This window comes from Paracidovorax valerianellae, assembly GCF_900102625.1.
Lineage (GTDB): Bacteria > Pseudomonadota > Gammaproteobacteria > Burkholderiales > Burkholderiaceae_C > Paracidovorax > Paracidovorax valerianellae.
In genome coordinates this window covers 63,838-77,730 of record NZ_FMZC01000011.1, presented here as the reverse complement: position 1 = coordinate 77,730, position 13,893 = coordinate 63,838, and the positions used below count along the sequence as shown (strand labels likewise).

Sequence of the window (13,893 nt, the reverse complement as noted above, 5' to 3'; positions counted from 1 at the left end):
CCACGCAATGGACGCAGCGCGCCCAACGCCGCTAGGATGCCGGACCGACCCGTTTTTTGACTTCACCGCCCCCACCAGGAGCCCCGATGCCCGACTTTCGCAGCGACACCGTCACCCAACCCACGCCGGCCATGCGCGACGCCATGTTCCAGGCCCCCCTTGGCGACGACGTGTTCGGCGACGACCCCACCGTGAACGCGCTGCAGGACCATGCGGCGCAACTGCTCGGCTTCGAAGCCGCCCTGTTCGCCTGCTCCGGCACGCAGACCAACCTGATCGCGCTCATGGGCCACTGCCAGCGCGGCGACGAAGCCATCGTGGGCCAGAGCTGGCACACCTACCGCTGGGAAGCCGGCGGCATGGCCGTGCTGGGCTCGATCCAGCCGCAGCCGGTCGAAACCCAGCACGACGGCACGCTGCGGGTGGCCGACATCGCCGCCGCCATCAAGCCCGACGACCCGCATTTCGCCCGCACCCGCCTCGTGGTGCTGGAAAACACCACCGGCGGCCAGCCGCTGCCCGCCGGGTACCTGGGCGAAGTGGCCGAACTCGCCCGCTCGCGCGGCCTGGCGATGCACCTGGACGGCGCGCGCATGTTCAACGCCGCCACGGCCTACGCCGAGAACAGCGGCACCGACGTGTACGACGAAGCCCGCGCGATCTGCTCGCACTTCGACTCGGTGTCGCTGTGCCTGAGCAAGGGGCTGGGCGCGCCCGTGGGCTCGCTGCTGCTGGGCTCGCACGACTTCATCCGCAACGCGCGGCGCACCCGCAAGATCCTGGGCGGCGGCATGCGCCAGGCCGGCTTCCTGGCAGCCGCCGGGTTGCACGCGCTGCAGCACCACGTGCGCCGCCTGGCGGACGACCATGCCCTCGCCCGCCAACTGGCCGAGGGCCTGGCCGAAGCCGGCCGCAGCCATCCCGTGCTGCAAGGGCGCCTGACGGTGGCCTCCGCCCACACGAACATCCTCTTCACCGACGTCGACGCCGAAGTGGCCCCGGCCTTCACCGCCTGGCTGGCGCAGCACGGCGTGCGCGTGACGAGCGGGCTCTACGGCCGCGGCGCGCGTTTACGCTGGGTGGCGCACCTGAACGTGGGCCCCGAGGACGTGGCGAACACGCTGGACTGCGTGCGGCGGTTCACCGGACAGCCGGCCTGATCCTTCGGTCCCCTGGCGTCTGCTGTGCCGCCAGGGCATCGCGCAGTGGTTTGCTATTTAATTTATAGCAACACACCCTAGTGATACCTGCGCTGGAGCCGTTTTTCATGCCCAATGCCGAATGCTGCACTGGAAGCGGCACAGGCCGGCGAGCAAGCAGCCAGCGGTGGACAGAGCAGGCGCGCGGGGGGCGGCACCTGCCGGCCTCGACCGCTCAGGCCGCTACCTGCCGCCCGCCGAAGATGCCGGTGCCGACGCGCACCAGCGTGCTGCCGGCGTGGATGGCGGCCTCCAGGTCGGCGGTCATGCCCAGGGAGAGCGTGTCGAACGCTTCGAAACCCTCACCGCCCTCGCGCCGTATCTGATCGAACAACGCCTTCGCCGCCGAGTGAACCGCGTGCTGGGCGGCGAAATCCGGGGCGACATCCGGAATGCTCATGAGGCCCCGCAGGCGCAACCGTGGCAGGCGCGCAACAGCCTGGGCCAGCGCCAGCGCTTCGCCGGGCGGCACGCCTGCCTTGGTCGCGCCGCCGTCCACGTTGACCTGAATGCAGATGTCGAGCGGTGCCAGCGCAGCGGGGCGCTGGTCGGACAGGCGCTGTGCCGTTTTTTCCCGGTCCACGGTGTGGACCCAGTCGAAGTGCTCGGCCACCTGCCGCGTCTTGTTGCTCTGCACCGGGCCGATGCAATGCCACTGCAGGGGCGGTGCCCACGGCGGCGCGTCGTCTTGCAGCGCGGCGATCTTCGCCACGCCTTCCTGGATGTAGTTCTCGCCGAAAGCCCGGTGCCCGGCGTGGGCGGCCTGCCGCACGGCGTCGGCATCGAAGGTCTTGGAAACGGCCAGAAGCTGCACGCTGGCAGGGTCGCGCCCGGCTGCGTCGCAGGCCTGCGCGATGCGTCCAAGAACCTGTTGGAGGTTGTTACCAATCGTCGTCATAATGATTCCTCTGAGCGTACCAAACGACCGAGGGACTCCGTGGACATCACCCAATTGCTGGCTTTCAGCGTGAAGAACAAGGCTTCCGACCTGCACCTGTCGGCCGGCCTTCCACCCATGATCCGGGTCCACGGCGATGTGCGGCGCATCAACGTCGATGCGCTGGATCACAAGACCGTGCACGCCATGGTCTACGACATCATGAGCGACGCCCAGCGCAAGGCGTACGAAGAATTCCTGGAAGTCGACTTTTCCTTCGAGATCGAAGGCCTGGCGCGCTTTCGGGTCAATGCCTTCAACCAGAACCGCGGCGCGGCCGCCGTGTTCCGGACCATTCCCAGCAAGATCCTGACCCTGGAGCAGCTCAACGCGCCCAAGATCTTCGGCGAACTGGCCCTCAAGCCGCGCGGCCTGGTGCTGGTCACCGGCCCCACCGGCTCGGGCAAATCGACCACGCTGGCGGCGATGGTCAACTTCCTGAACGAAAGCGAATACGGGCACATCCTCACGGTGGAAGACCCGATCGAATTCGTGCACGAATCCAAGAAGTGCCTGATCAACCAGCGCGAAGTCGGACCGATGACGCTGTCGTTCGCGGCCGCTCTCAAGTCGGCGCTGCGCGAAGATCCGGACGCCATCCTGGTGGGCGAAATGCGCGACCTGGAAACCATCCGCCTGGCCATGACGGCCGCGGAAACGGGCCACCTGGTGTTCGGCACGCTGCACACTTCGAGCGCCGCCAAGACCATCGACCGGATCATCGACGTGTTCCCCGCCGAAGAAAAGGAAATGGTCCGGGCCATGCTGTCCGAATCGCTCCAGGCGGTGATCTCGCAGACGCTGTGCAAGACCAAGGACGGCCAGGGCCGGGTCGCGGCGCACGAGATCATGCTGGGCACCAGCGCCATCCGCAACCTGATCCGCGAGGCCAAGGTGGCGCAGATGTACTCCACCATCCAGACCAGCAGCAGCGCAGGCATGCAGACCCTGGACCAGAACCTGACCGACCTCGTGCGGCGCAACGTCATCAGCCCCGCGGAAGCGCGCGGCAAGGCGAAGATCCCCGACAACTTCCCGGGCTGAGTCGCAGCGCGCGCACTCCGCCCACCCACCCAGAGATTCGCGGCCTTTTCAGGCGGCACACCGGAGCATTCCCTATGAAAGGCATCCTCGGCCTGTTGAAGGCCAAGACCCGCGGCGGCAAAGCGGCGGAAGAAGGCGGCGACTCCGTCTTTTTCACGACCGCTTTCGCCGGACAAGGCGTGGACGACGCGATGCTGGTGCCCTGGGAGGCCCGCGCCGTCGAGGTGGGCGCCAAGCGGATGGCCGCGAGCCGCGGCGGCAAGCTGCTGCAGGCGCTGTGGGCCAAGGACAAGTACATGGCGCACCTGGACAAGGACGCTGTGGAGCGCATGGAGCGCTTCTTCGAATTCGCCGCCGTGGCGCCGAACCGCGACGTGATCCGCCAGGACGAATATGGCAACTTCATGGTGGTGCTGCTCACCGGCACGATCGCCGTGGACCGCGTGCAGCCCTGGGGCGAGCATCTGCGCTTGGCGGAAACCCGCCCGGGGGATATCCTGGGTGAAATGTCGCTGCTGGACAGCGGTATCCGCTTCTCGGCCTGCACCACGCTGACCGACTGCGAGATCGCGGTGCTCAGCGCAGAGGCCATGGACGACATGATGACCAAGGACCCGCAGCTCGCCGCCAGCCTGGTGGCCCTTTTGGCGCGCAAGCTCTCGCTGCGCCTTCGCGTGGTGAGCGCACGACTGTCCGACAGCCAGAAATGACGCACCGCACTGCAACCACCCCAGGGAGAGCTTGCTGATGGAACGCGATCAGGCCAGTAAATTCATCAACGACCTGCTCAAGCTCATGGTGAGCCGCGGCGGCAGCGATCTGTTCATCACCGCCGAATTTCCGCCCGCGATCAAGGTGGACGGCAAGGTGACCAAGGTGTCGCCCCAGCCGCTGACGCCGGCCCACACGCTGACGCTGGCGCGCGCCATCATGAGCGACAAGCAGGTGGCCGACTTCGAACGCACGAAGGAGTGCAACTTCGCCATCTCGCCCGCAGGCATCGGGCGCTTTCGTGTGAACGCCTTCATCCAGCAAAGCCGTGTCGGCATGGTGCTGCGGACCATTCCGCTCACGCTGCCCACCATCGACGGACTGGGCGTGCCGCAGGTGCTCAAGGAAGTCACGATGACCAAGCGGGGCCTGTGCATCCTGGTGGGCGCCACGGGCTCGGGCAAATCGACCACGCTGGCTGCGATGGTGGACTGGCGCAACGAGAATTCGTTCGGCCACATCATCACGGTGGAAGACCCGATCGAGTTCGTGCACCCGCACAAGAACTGCGTCGTCACCCAGCGCGAAGTCGGCCTCGATACCGACAGCTGGGAGGCCGCCCTCAAGAACACGCTGCGGCAGGCGCCGGACGTCATCCTGATGGGCGAAATCCGCGACCGCGAAACCATGGAACATGCGGTGGCCTTCGCTGAAACCGGCCACCTGTGCCTGGCCACGCTGCATGCCAACAGTGCCAACCAGGCGCTGGACCGCATCATCAACTTCTTCCCCGAAGAGCGGCGCACGCAACTGCTCATGGACCTGTCGCTCAACCTGCGCGGCATGATCTCGCAACGCCTCATTCCCAAGCAGGATGGCAAGGGCCGCGCGGCCGCGGTGGAAGTGATGCTGAACACCCCTTTGATTGCCGACCTGATCTTCAAGGGCGAGGTAGCCGAGATCAAGGAGATCATGAAAAAGAGCCGCAACCTCGGCATGCAGACGTTCGACCAATCGCTGTTCGACCTGTTCGAAGCCAACGTCATCACCTACGAAGACGCGCTGCGCAACGCCGACTCGCTCAACGACCTGCGCCTGCAGATCAAGCTGGGCAGCCAGCGCGCCAAGACCACCGATCTGGCCTCGGGCACCGAGCACTTCGCCATCGTCTGACGCCTGCCGCCCCGTCACCCGCCCTGGTCCGGCGGGTTTTCTTTTTTCTGAAATGGAGACACGTCCCATGCCCAGCACGAACCCCCGCAGCTACGACGCCGCCCCCGCCCGCAAGGTCGCCTTCATCGGCCTGGGCGTCATGGGCTACCCCATGGCCGGCCACCTCGCTCTCGCGGGCCACGCCGTGACCGTCTACAACCGCACCGCCGCCAAATCGGCGGCCTGGTGCGAAGAGTTCGCTGGCACGTCAGCACCACGCCATGCACCCACGCCCCGCGAAGCCGCCCAGGGCGCGGACATCGTCTTTTGCTGCGTGGGCAACGACGACGATCTGCGCTCGGTCACGCTGGGGGCCGACGGGGCATTCGCCGGCATGCAACCCGGCGCGGTGTTCGTCGACCACACGACGGCATCGGCGGAAGTCGCGCGCGAGCTGTACGGCGCGGCGCGCACGCTGGGCCTTCAGTTCATCGATGCGCCCGTGTCGGGCGGCCAGGCAGGCGCGCAAAACGGCCAGCTCACGGTGATGTGCGGCGGCGATGCGGCCACCTTCGACAGCGTCAAACCCACGGCGCTGGCGTTCTCGCGGGCGTTTACGCGCGTGGGCGAGAGCGGATCGGGCCAACTGGCCAAGATGGTCAACCAGATCTGCATCGCCGGCATCGTCCAGGGCCTGTCGGAGGCCATTGCGTTCGGCCAGCATGCCGGGCTGGACATGCCTTTGGTGCTGGACGTGATCGGCAAGGGCGCCGCACAAAGCTGGCAAATGGACAACCGGGGCAAGACGATGGTCGAAGGCCGCTTCGATTTCGGCTTCGCGGTCGACTGGATGCGCAAAGACCTGGGCCTGGTGCTGGACGAATCGCGTCGCAACGGCGCGCGGGTGCCGGTCACCGCGCTGGTGGACCAGTTCTATGCGGACGTGCAGCAGCACGGTGGCAGCCGCTGGGACACCTCCAGCCTGATCACCCGCCTGGGCCGCAAGAAGTCGGGTTAACGCGCGCCGGGGGAGCCGTCAGGAAGCAGCGCGGCAGCCCTCGGGGCGTCTGGGTCCTGGAAGGCTCTTGGAAGACCATGGGCCGCGCCGAGCGCGCCCCATGTTCCCAGTGCCTCGTCAGGTCTATCGGACCGGCTTATCGGGCGATGCGTCAGTCGTGACCGGTGCCGGCCGCTGCTGGGCAAAGCCCCGCTCCAGTTCCTGCTGCGTGATGATTTCGAACACGCGCACCACCTTGCGCACACCGTTCACACCGCGGGCAATGTCGGAGGCGCGGTCCGCCTCGCGCTGCGTGACGCGGCCCATGAGGTACACCGTCTCGCGCTCGGTGACCACTTTGTAGGCACTGGCGAACAGGTCCTTGGCATCGACGAAACTCGCGCGCACCTTGCCGGTGATGAGTGTGTCGTTGGACCGCTGCGTGAGCGAGCTGGAGGCCATCACGCCCAGATCGTTGACGACCGAGCGCACGTTCTCGACCGCCAGAACGGCCTGCTCGATCTTCTCCTTGTCCTGCGCGCTGGGCACTTCGCCAGTGAGCAGCACCTGGCGGTTATAGCTGGTGACGTTGACGTGAACGCGGTCTCCAAACGTATCGCGGATGCGGTTGGCGGCGCGCAGTTCGATGCCTTCATCTTCCACCTGGATACCGGTCGTGCGGCGGTCCGAAGCCATCATGCTGCCCATGACGGCAGCGCCCCCCACCACGAGCGGCGCGCACGCGGACAGGCCTGCGCTCAAGGCCCCGAGGGCCAGCAAAGTGCACGTCAGGCGCGTTAGGCGCGTCAATCGCGTCATCGGGAATGTCATAGTGGTATCTCCTGTTCACCAAGTAATTGGGCATCCACGCCGTCGCACAGGCAGTGCAGGATGAGCGAATGCACCTCCCGCACGCGTGCCGCGCGGTCATGGGGCACGGCGATCAAGACGTCGGTTTCGCGCAGCATGCCCGCCAGCCGGCCACCGCTGCGCCCTGTCAGCGCCACCACGGTCATGTCCCGCTCATGGGCCGCGTCGCAAGCAGCCAGCAGCGGCAGATCGTTGCCGGTTTCGGTCAATGCCAGCAGGACATCGCCGGCCTGCCCCAGCGCGCGGATCTGGCGCGCCAGCCCGTCGATGTCGGGACCGTCGAGACCACCCGGGGTCCAGATCGCGTCGGGGGCCAGCGCCATGGCGGCCAGTTCGGGGCGCTCGCGCTCGAAACCGGCCACGCACAGCGCGGCGAACTGCTGCGCCTGGGCCGCCGCCGGGCCGCTGCCGCAGGCGAGTACCTTGCCACCGCTGGTGACGCAAGCCAGGACGGCCTGCACAGCGGAAGCGATGGGATGGCTCAGGGTCTGCGCGGACTGGTATTTGAGGTCGGCGCTGTCGATGAAATGCTGTTGGATGCGTTGCTCGAGCATGAGGCGCCGATGATAACTGCGGGGTCGTCGTCCTTTCGCTCAAGCATTGAAGGCATGCGTAAAACACTGCATCCTCATCGACGCCATTGCTGACTACTGAGCGTCGAAGGCGCCGCGCAACCATTGCACGGAATCGCCCTCGACAAGGACGGCATCGAAGCGGCACGGTGGCGGCGCCGGCAGACGCATCAGGTAGCTGCGCGCCGCGAAAACGATCCTTTGCTGCTTGGTCCGTCCGATGCTGGCGCCCGCGCCGCCGAAGGCTTTGCTCCCCCGGCTGCGCACCTCCACGAACACCAGCGTGCCGTCGCGATCCCGGACGATCAGGTCGATCTCCCCGCCCCCACGCCCCGGCGTTCGATAATTGCGCTCGATCAGCCGCAGTCCAGCGGCTTGCAAGTGGGCCAGGGCACGGTCTTCGGCGGCATTGCCGACCGCGAGCGTCGTGGCCGCCGCCGGTTTTTTTCCAAGGAATCCCATTGAGCGCCTCTTTCGCATCAGCCCTGAACGCCGCACGCGACGCGGCGGCTGCGCAGCATTATCCGCAAGGGGCCCTGTACATCGTGGCGACCCCCATCGGCAACCTGGCCGACATCACGCTGCGGGCGCTGCATGTGCTGCAGCTCGCGGACACGATAGCTTGCGAAGACACCCGTCACACCCAATCGCTGCTGCGCGCCTACGGTGTGGAGAAAGCCGGCAGCCAGTTGCTGGCGGTCCATCAGCACAACGAGGCTGAAGCTTCGCAAACGGTCATCGAGCGATTGCGAGCGGGGCAGCGCGTGGCCTATGCCAGCGATGCGGGGACGCCCGGCGTGAGCGATCCTGGGGCCCGCCTCGTGGCGGCCGTGCACGCAGCCGGATTGCGCGCCGTGCCGCTGCCCGGCGCCAGCAGCGTGACCGCGGCTTTGAGCGCAGCAGGCGCGGTATCCATCGACGTTGATGGCTTTTTGTTTGCCGGATTTCTCCCGACGAAAAGCGGGGAGCGTTCTGTGGCGGTGCAGAAACTGGCGGCAGAAAACCGCTGCGTCATTTTGCTGGAGGCACCGCATCGCATCGCTGAATTGGCCCAGGCCCTCGCTGTGCTCGGGGATCGCCCAGTCACTCTCGCCCGTGAAATCACAAAGCAGTTCGAGGAAATCGCCACCGTTGCCGCGCATGCACTGCCTGCTTGGCTGGCCGAAGGACCACAGCGAAGCCGTGGCGAGTTTGTCGTTCTGCTGCACCCTCAGGCCAACAAGCAGGATGACGGCGACAGCCTTCGGATCTTGAAACTGCTGATGCAGGAACTGCCGCTCAAAACGGCTGTGAAGTTGGCAGCAGAGATCACCGGCGCATCCCGCAATACTCTGTACGAATCTGCGCTGGCGTTGAAAGAACAAAGCGACTCGGCGAATTAGCGCTGATGGACCAAAAAGCGTCAGTCAATCGAAAGCGAAACCCTTCGGTTTCTCATCCGCCAACGGTGTAGGCCAATCCGGAGGCCACACCACCGAACAGATCTCCCTCGATTTGGGGCACGTCGGGAAAAGCGCTTTTCAGCGCTGCGCGCAGTGGACGCAGCGCGGAAGAACCACCCGTGAGATAGATGGCATCCACCCCACTCGACTTCAGCCCGGCAGTGGCCAAGCATTCGCGGGCGCAATCCACGATCTGCTGCAGCGGTCCGTCCAGCTGCACCTCCAGCACATCCGGAGACAGAGAAGCTTGCAGATCCGACTCGATCCAATTCAGCACGATGGGCTCCGCCACATCATTTTGAGAGACGGCAATCTTCGCCTGCTCGACCGCATTCGCCAGGCGGTGGCCCCAGCGCTCGTTGAGAACCTCCATCAAGCGGTCATGCAGCCTCACATCCACGTAGTCGTTGCGCAAAGCTTGGGCCTCGCGCAACGCTTTAGCGCTGTAAAGCCACTGAATCAAATGCCACGTCGACAGATCGAAGAACACGCGGCTGGGCACTTCGCGTCCGCTCGGACCGATGTGCCGCAATCCCAGGAGAGGCATCACCTGGGCTCGGCTCAGCCTTTGATCAAAGTCGGTGCCTCCGAGGTGCACCCCTGACGTCGCCAGAATGTCCGAACTTCGATCGGCGTTTAGAGCACGCTCCGGGCTCAGGCGCACGACGGTGAAGTCCGAAGTTCCCCCGCCAATGTCCACCACGAGCACCAACGACTCACGCGTGATCCGTTGCTCATGGTCGAGTGCTGCTGCGATGGGTTCCAGTTGAAAAGAGATGTTGGTGAAGCCGGCATCCAAGGCCGCTTGGCGCAAAGCATCTTCCGCTTGGGCATCGCGGGCCTCGTCGCCATCCACAAAATGCACCGGCCGACCCAGGACGACCCGGTCAGGCATGGCACCAAGCGCATGCCTGGCCTGCCCCGCCAAGGTCCGCAAGAACAACGCAATGATGTCCTGGTAGCTCACCATGCTCTGATGAACAGCCGTCTTGTCCTGAAGCAATGCGCTGCCCAGCAAACTTTTCAAAGAGCGCATCAAACGGCCCTCTGTTCCTGAAAGGTACTGGGCTATGGCATCTCGGCCGATATGGGTTCGATGGTCTTCTGCATTGAAGAACAGAGCCGTCGGCAATGTGGTCGCATCCCCTTCCAGCGGCAACAGGTCAACAGCATCACGGCCTCGCCGCAGCGCCATCGCAGAATTGGACGTACCAAAATCAATGCCTAAAGTGGTCTCGGCGGAGGATGCCATCATGTACAGAAGTAGGGACGCATCCAGTCACCCGTGTCAGGTGAAAAGCAAGCGTGAATTGAACAAATGTGCGGTCAATGAGCCGATGAGGCCTGTTCAGCAATGGACTGATCTGCGGGTCAAAGTCAAAGGACTCACTCAATAAATGCCTGACGACAGAACATTCGCCACAACAGCAAGAACCTAGCAATTAACCCGCGCCGCAAAAACAAAAAAGCCCACTGTTCAGTGGGCTTTTTCGACGGCGTAAACGCCATGTTGGTTGCGCGAGGAGGATTTGAACCTCCGACCTTTGGGTTATGAGCCCAACGAGCTACCAGACTGCTCCATCGCGCGGCAAGAGATGAATTATAAACTACTTTTAAGCTTCTGCGGAAACATTTGCGGTTTCTGCAGATTCTTCTGCACGCTCCACCAGCTCGACAAACGCCATAGGAGCGTTGTCGCCCACGCGGAAGCCCATCTTCAGAATACGGGTGTAACCACCTGGACGTGCCTTGAAACGGGGGCCGAGCACGTTGAAGAGCTTGGTAACGCTATCGCGGTCACGCAAACGATCGAAGGCCAGACGGCGGTTCGCCAGGGTATCTTCCTTGGCCAACGTGATCATCGGTTCCACCACACGGCGCAGTTCTTTGGCCTTGGGCAAAGTGGTCTTGATGGCCTCGTGCTCGATGAGCGAGTTCATCATGTTCTGCAGCATCGCAAGACGGTGCGAGCTGGTGCGATTGAGTTTACGAAGTCCGTGTCCGTGACGCATGGTGCTTTCCTTATGAGTAATTAAATCGGGCAGCCGTATCAGGTACTGCCCAAGGCACTGTTCCCCCAGGGAACCGAAAATTATAACTTAACGCTTGTCGAGGCCGGCTGGCGGCCAGTTCTCAAGCTTCATTCCCAGAGTCAGACCGCGAGACGCCAGAACTTCCTTGATCTCGTTGAGCGACTTGCGACCGAGGTTCGGAGTCTTTAGCAACTCGTTTTCCGTCCGCTGGATCAGATCACCGATGTAATAGATGTTCTCAGCCTTCAAGCAATTGGCAGAGCGTACCGTCAATTCCAGTTCGTCCACAGGACGCAACAAGATTGGATCAAAAGTAGCATTACCACGTGGCCCCGCTGGCGCATCGAACGCGGCAAGCTCGCCACCTTCCAACTGCGCAAACACAGCCAATTGCTCAACCAAGATCTTGGCCGAGGCGCGAACTGCATCTTCCGCCGTGATGGCACCGTTGGTCTCGATTTCGACCACCAACTTATCCAGATCGGTACGCTGCTCAACGCGAGCGCTTTCAACCGTATAGCTCACACGCTTCACAGGAGAAAACGATGCATCCAAAACGATACGGCCGATGGATTTCGTCGACTCGTCCGCATAACGGCGGAGATTGCCTGGCACATAGCCGCGACCTTTTTCGACCTTGATCTGCATGTCCAGCTTGCCGCCTTGCGACAGGTGCGCAATAACGTGGTCCGGATTGACGATCTCCACATCATGTGGCGTCTGGATGTCGCGGGCAGTCACTACGCCTTCGCCATCTTTGCGCAGACTCAGTGTGACTTCATCCCGGTTGTGGAGCTTGAACACCACACCCTTGAGATTCAACAGAATATTGACGACGTCCTCTTGCACGCCATCAATCGACGAGTACTCGTGCAACACGCCTGCGATCGTGACTTCCGTTGCTGCGTAACCCACCATGGACGAAAGCAGAACACGGCGAATGGCGTTGCCAAGCGTATGGCCGTAGCCCCGCTCAAACGGCTCCAACGCCACCTTGGCACGATTGTGTCCAAGCTGTTCGACATTGATTGCCTTGGGTTTCAGCAAATTGGTTTGCATTCAGACTTCCTCTCAATACCCCCAGCTCGTTACACCGGTAAGGCTGGTGAAGCGCCTATACCGCGATGCCTCGCGGTATAGGAACAATTTTCTCGAACGTGCGCTAAGAATTAGCGCGAATAGAGTTCAACGATCAGGGATTCGTTGATGTCAGCACCGAATTCGTCACGGTCCGGCACCTTCTTGAACACGCCTTCTGCCTTGTCGGCATTGACTTCAACCCAAGCTGGCATACCAACTTGTTGAGCCAATTGCAGCGCTTCAACCACACGGCCTTGCTTTTTGGACTTTTCACGCACAGCAACCACATCACCCGTCTTGACGAGGTACGAAGCGATGTTGACCGAATGGCCGTTCACCGTGATTGCCTTGTGCGAAACCAGCTGGCGCGCTTCTGCCCGGGTAGAGCCGAAGCCCATGCGGTACACCACATTGTCCAGACGAGATTCCAGCAGAAACAGCAGATTGGCGCCGGTGTTGCCCTTGCGGCGGTCGGCAGCTTCAAAGTAACGGCGGAATTGCTTTTCCAACACGCCGTACATGCGTTTGACCTTCTGCTTTTCGCGCAGTTGCAGGCCGTAGTCGGACGTGCGGGCACCGGAGGTGCGGCCGTGCTGACCAGGCTTGGAATCGAACTTGGACTTGTCAGCTATAGAACGACGTGCGCTCTTCAGGAACAGGTCAGTGCCTTCACGGCGGGAAAGTTTGGCCTTGGGGCCTAGGTAACGTGCCACTTGAGTTTCCTTATGTCATCTGCCGCAACAAAAATTGCGGGAGCCATCAATGCGCAAGGCTATCGATGGCGGTGGGCTTCAACAAAAAATTAGATACGACGGCGCTTTTGAGGGCGGCAACCGTTGTGGGGAACCGGAGTCACATCGGAGATCGACGTAATACGAATGCCCAGTGCGCCCAAAGCGCGCACCGAAGATTCGCGGCCAGGACCAGGGCCCTTGATTTCCACATCCAGGTTCTTGATGCCTTGTTCGATGGCAGCACGGCCAGCGACTTCGGAAGCCACCTGTGCGGCAAAGGGGGTCGACTTGCGCGAACCCTTGAAGCCTTGACCACCCGAAGAAGCCCATGACAACGCATTGCCTTGGCGGTCCGTGATGGTAATGATCGTGTTATTGAAGGATGCATGCACGTGTGCAATGCCATCCGACACATTCTTACGAACCTTTTTGCGAACACGCTGCGAGGCGTTATTGGCAGGAGATTTAGCCATAGTGATCTCTCAATCTCTTTATTTCTTCAGAGCCGCTGCGCCCTTGCGCGGACCCTTGCGGGTGCGGGCATTGGTGCGCGTACGCTGACCGCGCATAGGCAACCCACGACGGTGACGGAAACCGCGATAGCACCCGATGTCCATCAATCGCTTGATGTTCATCGTGGTTTCGCGACGCAGGTCACCCTCGATGGTGAACTGTGCGATTTGATCGCGAATCTTTTCCAGATCGGCGTCCGTCAGATCCTTGATCTTCTTGGAATACTCGATACCGGTTGCTTCGCAGATCTTGCGAGCGCGAGTGCGACCAATGCCAAAAATGGCGGTCAAGCCGATTTCAGCATGCTGATGCGGCGGAATGTTGATGCCAGCGATACGTGCCATATGCGTCCTCTAATACTTTCAATCAACCTTGGCGCTGCTTATGGCGCATGTCCGTGCAGATCACGCGCACCACACCCTTGCGGCGGATGATCTTGCAGTTGCGGCAGATTTTTTTGACCGAAGCCGAAACTCTCATTTCATTCTCCTAAAACTCGTCTGTTCGTCCCGGCCACTGCGCGGAACACAAATTGCGCCCGCGATAAATCGAAGGGCATCAATAAACCGTCTTCACCCAGGCCAACCCGCAACTATAGCGCATTCGCCA

17 protein-coding genes and 1 tRNA gene are annotated in these 13,893 nt (G+C 62.6%); 6 read left to right on the top strand and 12 right to left on the bottom strand.

Features of this window, described 5'->3' with window-relative positions; genetic code table 11:
- The first annotated feature begins 86 nt into the window (after nt 1-86).
- Nucleotides 87-1,160, top strand: a complete 1,074-nt coding sequence (gene ltaE / locus BLT03_RS16485; RefSeq protein ID WP_092744853.1) for a low-specificity L-threonine aldolase — start codon at nt 87-89, stop codon at nt 1,158-1,160.
- A 214-nt stretch (nt 1,161-1,374) separates the two neighbouring features.
- Here ltaE and BLT03_RS16480 read toward each other — a convergent pair whose 3' ends face one another.
- Nucleotides 1,375-2,097 carry a YggS family pyridoxal phosphate-dependent enzyme gene (locus BLT03_RS16480; RefSeq protein ID WP_092744852.1) on the bottom strand — a complete coding sequence of 241 codons (723 nt, stop codon included), beginning with the start codon at nt 2,095-2,097 and terminating at the stop codon, nt 1,375-1,377.
- Nucleotides 2,098-2,136: 39 nt separating this feature from the next.
- On the opposite strand from BLT03_RS16480, the gene BLT03_RS16475 reads away from it, so the two are divergent.
- The 4 genes from BLT03_RS16475 (at nt 2,137) to BLT03_RS16460 (ending at nt 6,061) form a co-directional block, all read left to right on the top strand.
- The gene (locus BLT03_RS16475; protein WP_092744851.1) at nt 2,137-3,180 is read left to right on the top strand and encodes a type IV pilus twitching motility protein PilT; all 1,044 of its coding nucleotides are present in this window, start codon (nt 2,137-2,139) and stop codon (nt 3,178-3,180) included.
- A 74-nt stretch (nt 3,181-3,254) separates the two neighbouring features.
- Complete coding sequence (locus BLT03_RS16470) at nt 3,255-3,890, top strand: cyclic nucleotide-binding domain-containing protein (protein ID WP_092744850.1); 636 nt, start codon at nt 3,255-3,257, stop codon at nt 3,888-3,890.
- A 37-nt stretch (nt 3,891-3,927) separates the two neighbouring features.
- A complete protein-coding gene (locus BLT03_RS16465; protein ID WP_092744849.1) occupies nt 3,928-5,064 on the top strand; it encodes a PilT/PilU family type 4a pilus ATPase in 1,137 nt (378 codons plus the stop codon).
- Between the two features lie 67 nt (nt 5,065-5,131).
- Nucleotides 5,132-6,061 carry an NAD(P)-dependent oxidoreductase gene (locus tag BLT03_RS16460; RefSeq protein ID WP_092744848.1) on the top strand — a complete coding sequence of 310 codons (930 nt, stop codon included), beginning with the start codon at nt 5,132-5,134 and terminating at the stop codon, nt 6,059-6,061.
- A gap of 123 nt (nt 6,062-6,184) precedes the next feature.
- Here BLT03_RS16460 and BLT03_RS16455 read toward each other — a convergent pair whose 3' ends face one another.
- The 3 genes from BLT03_RS16455 to BLT03_RS16445 all read right to left on the bottom strand — a co-directional run bounded on the left by BLT03_RS16455 (nt 6,185) and on the right by BLT03_RS16445 (nt 7,944).
- Nucleotides 6,185-6,871: a BON domain-containing protein gene (locus tag BLT03_RS16455; protein WP_434802407.1), complete on the bottom strand. Its 687-nt coding sequence runs from the start codon at nt 6,869-6,871 to the stop codon at nt 6,185-6,187.
- On the bottom strand, nt 6,868-7,464 hold the full coding sequence (locus BLT03_RS16450) for an SIS domain-containing protein (RefSeq protein ID WP_092744846.1): 597 nt from the start codon (nt 7,462-7,464) through the stop codon (nt 6,868-6,870). Before BLT03_RS16450 ends, BLT03_RS16455 begins: the two co-directional genes overlap by 4 nt.
- Nucleotides 7,465-7,557: 93 nt before the next feature.
- Nucleotides 7,558-7,944, bottom strand: coding sequence for a YraN family protein (locus BLT03_RS16445; RefSeq protein WP_092744845.1), 387 nt, complete (start codon nt 7,942-7,944; stop codon nt 7,558-7,560).
- On the opposite strand from BLT03_RS16445, the gene rsmI reads away from it, so the two are divergent.
- A complete protein-coding gene (gene rsmI / locus BLT03_RS16440) occupies nt 7,944-8,864 on the top strand; it encodes a 16S rRNA (cytidine(1402)-2'-O)-methyltransferase (protein ID WP_092744844.1) in 921 nt (306 codons plus the stop codon). The two genes, BLT03_RS16445 and rsmI, sit on opposite strands and share 1 nt — an antisense overlap.
- Nucleotides 8,865-8,916: 52 nt before the next feature.
- On the opposite strand, the gene BLT03_RS16435 is transcribed toward rsmI, so the two are convergent.
- From BLT03_RS16435 to rpmJ, 8 genes are all read right to left on the bottom strand, one after another.
- Nucleotides 8,917-10,179 carry an Hsp70 family protein gene (locus tag BLT03_RS16435; protein ID WP_092744843.1) on the bottom strand — a complete coding sequence of 421 codons (1,263 nt, stop codon included), beginning with the start codon at nt 10,177-10,179 and terminating at the stop codon, nt 8,917-8,919.
- Nucleotides 10,180-10,435: 256 nt separating this feature from the next.
- Nucleotides 10,436-10,512, bottom strand: a tRNA-Met gene (locus BLT03_RS16430).
- A gap of 25 nt (nt 10,513-10,537) precedes the next feature.
- Nucleotides 10,538-10,936 (bottom strand): 50S ribosomal protein L17, encoded by a 399-nt coding sequence (gene rplQ, locus BLT03_RS16425; RefSeq protein ID WP_092744842.1) that lies wholly within the window; start codon nt 10,934-10,936, stop codon nt 10,538-10,540.
- 87 nt (nt 10,937-11,023) lie between these two features.
- The gene (locus BLT03_RS16420) at nt 11,024-12,016 is read right to left on the bottom strand and encodes a DNA-directed RNA polymerase subunit alpha (RefSeq protein ID WP_092744841.1); all 993 of its coding nucleotides are present in this window, start codon (nt 12,014-12,016) and stop codon (nt 11,024-11,026) included.
- 110 nt (nt 12,017-12,126) lie between these two features.
- Nucleotides 12,127-12,750 carry a 30S ribosomal protein S4 gene (gene rpsD / locus BLT03_RS16415; RefSeq protein ID WP_092744840.1) on the bottom strand — a complete coding sequence of 208 codons (624 nt, stop codon included), beginning with the start codon at nt 12,748-12,750 and terminating at the stop codon, nt 12,127-12,129.
- 89 nt (nt 12,751-12,839) lie between these two features.
- Entirely contained in the window at nt 12,840-13,244 is a 405-nt protein-coding gene (gene rpsK / locus BLT03_RS16410) for a 30S ribosomal protein S11 (protein WP_092744839.1), read from the bottom strand.
- Nucleotides 13,245-13,262: 18 nt separating this feature from the next.
- Complete coding sequence (gene rpsM, locus BLT03_RS16405) at nt 13,263-13,628, bottom strand: 30S ribosomal protein S13 (RefSeq protein ID WP_092744838.1); 366 nt, start codon at nt 13,626-13,628, stop codon at nt 13,263-13,265.
- A gap of 22 nt (nt 13,629-13,650) precedes the next feature.
- Nucleotides 13,651-13,764, bottom strand: a complete 114-nt coding sequence (gene rpmJ, locus BLT03_RS16400) for a 50S ribosomal protein L36 (protein WP_011793797.1) — start codon at nt 13,762-13,764, stop codon at nt 13,651-13,653.
- Nucleotides 13,765-13,893 lie beyond the last annotated feature (129 nt).